Origin of the sequence: Streptomyces sp. NPDC059900 (assembly GCF_050270335.1) — a bacterium.
Classification (GTDB): domain Bacteria; phylum Actinomycetota; class Actinomycetes; order Streptomycetales; family Streptomycetaceae; genus Streptomyces.
In genome coordinates, this window is the sequence record NZ_JBNNJZ010000869.1 from 1 (window position 1) to 2090 (window position 2090).

Annotated in this window: 1 protein-coding gene; it reads left to right on the forward strand. The window is 70.9% G+C overall.

What is annotated here, in order from left to right; genetic code table 11:
- The first annotated feature begins 375 nt into the window (after positions 1-375).
- Positions 376-1794 (forward strand): tetratricopeptide repeat protein, encoded by a 1419-nt coding sequence (locus ACQKIP_RS45110; RefSeq protein ID WP_365860193.1) that lies wholly within the window; start codon positions 376-378, stop codon positions 1792-1794.
- The last annotated feature ends 296 nt before the right edge of the window (positions 1795-2090 follow it).

Genomic DNA, 2090 nt, shown 5'->3' on the forward strand with positions numbered 1-2090 from the left:
ACCACACCACCAGCGACCCCCGACCATAACCCGCCCCCCATCCCCCCCCCACCCCCCACCACTCCCCCCACACCCCCCCGAACCCAGTTCACGCCACCACCCCCACTCGCGCCGCCCCCACCTCCCCCCACCACACCCCCATACGCGCCACCACTCCCCCCAACCACACCCGCATACGGCCCACCCACAAGCCCCGCCAGCCCCACACCAGCAGCCGCCCCCACGCCCGCGCCGACGCCCGCCTCGCCACCCGACCCCCTCCACGCCCTCTCCGCCGCCCTGCTCAACCTCACCGGACTCGGGCTCGGATACGTCCTCCTGAAGCAGTGGCTCCTCGCCGCCCTCTGCTGGGCCGCGACCGCCGCGCTGCTCTTCGTGGCGCTGCCCGCCGAGGTCGACGGCGTCCCCGGCGGCGTACTCGTCGGATTCGTCGCCTTCCTGCTCCTCGCCGCCGCCGACGGCGCCCGCCGCGCTCTGCGCTCCACCCAGAGCCGCCCCCTGCGCGCGCCGTTCGCCGTCGGGCTCGGGCTCGTCCTGCTCGCCGTCCCCGCCGGAGGCGTCGTCGCGTACGACGCCGCCCGCGACGAAGCCGTGGAGGAAATGCTGCTCGACCGGCTCGCCAAGGCCGACCGGATCGTCACCGCCTCCGGCAGCCGCAGCTTCGACGAGGCCGAGGACGACTACCGCTCCGCCCTCGCCATCTACCGCGACCTCGGCGACGACCACCCCGGATCGAAGGCCGCCGGGCGCGTGCCGGACCGCCTCACGGCGTACTACAAGTCCGTCGCGGCCCCGTACGACGAGCGCAAGTACTGCGACGCCCTCAAGCCGCTGGAGTACCTCCGCACCCTCCCCGGCTCCCTCGGCAAGGACCGCCTCGGCTCCCTCGCCACCTGGCCCGACGACCGCCTCGCCACCTCCCTCTACGAGTGCGGCAGCCAGAGCCTCGGCACGACGGACGGCGGCGGCAAGCTCGGCCAGCTCCTGCGCACCTTCCCCGACTCCGGCCAGGCCGGGAAGGTCGAGCCCGCCATCCGCGCCGCCATCGACGAGCGTTCCTCGGCCCTGAAGGGCGCCGAACCCTGCAAGGCCACCGACGAGCTGCGCAACATCGGCTCCACCGCGAAGGCCCTGCCCGACGGCGCGGGCGACGGCCTCTCCGGTGACGCCGCGAGCGCCGTGGAGTCCGGGACGTACGCGTGCGGCGTGGACGAATTCAAGGACGGGAAGTTCGCGGACGCGGCCAAGACGCTCAACGACTTCGCCGGGACCTACAAGAGCAACGGCAAGCGCGACCGCGCCAAGGACATCGCCATAGCCGCCGAGATCGCCGAGGCCCGCCCCGCGGCGGGCCGCAGCCTGCCCCCGGCCAAGTCGCCGGGCGGCGGCAAACTCACGTACGTCCTGGAGAACGGCGGCCCGGGGCCCCTCGAGGTCCTCTACACCGGCCCGACCACCGGCAGCCTCAAGCTCGGCTCGTGCGCCGGCTGCAAGACGTACACCAGCAAGGCCAAGGGCAAGAAGGCCTGTCTTGCGGGCAGCGGATACCCGAGCAAGACGCTCCACCTGCCCCCCGGCGACTACCACTTCCTCTACAAGCGCGACGCGAGCAGCGTGGGAGGCGTCCGCAACAACACCGAGGGCAGCAAGATCCAGCCCGGCTACCGCTACACCGACTGCTCGTACGTCGTGACGGGCGGCGGCCTCGGCGACCTGGACGGGCTCGACGGGCTCGATGGGCTGGATGGGCTCGACGGCTTGGATGGCCTGGATAGCCTCGACGGGCGTACATGACCCATGATGTGAGTGGCCATCACCGGAACCAGGTCAGAATGAGACCTGGTCAGAGGGCTCGCCGGGCCGTCATTGCCCGGCGTCACTCACCGTGATACACAGAGTGACCATACGTTTCAGCCAACGAATGACGCCAAGTCGACATGCACTGGCCCGTTTGTCGGCGAGAATGAGCTGTCCTCTGCGATGCGGTAGACAGAGGTGACGGAACAACCCACTAGGGGCGGTGAGTTACACATGCTTTTGGCAGCCGAAAAAGGCGACATCACCACCACAGAATGAGACCTGGTTCCGGT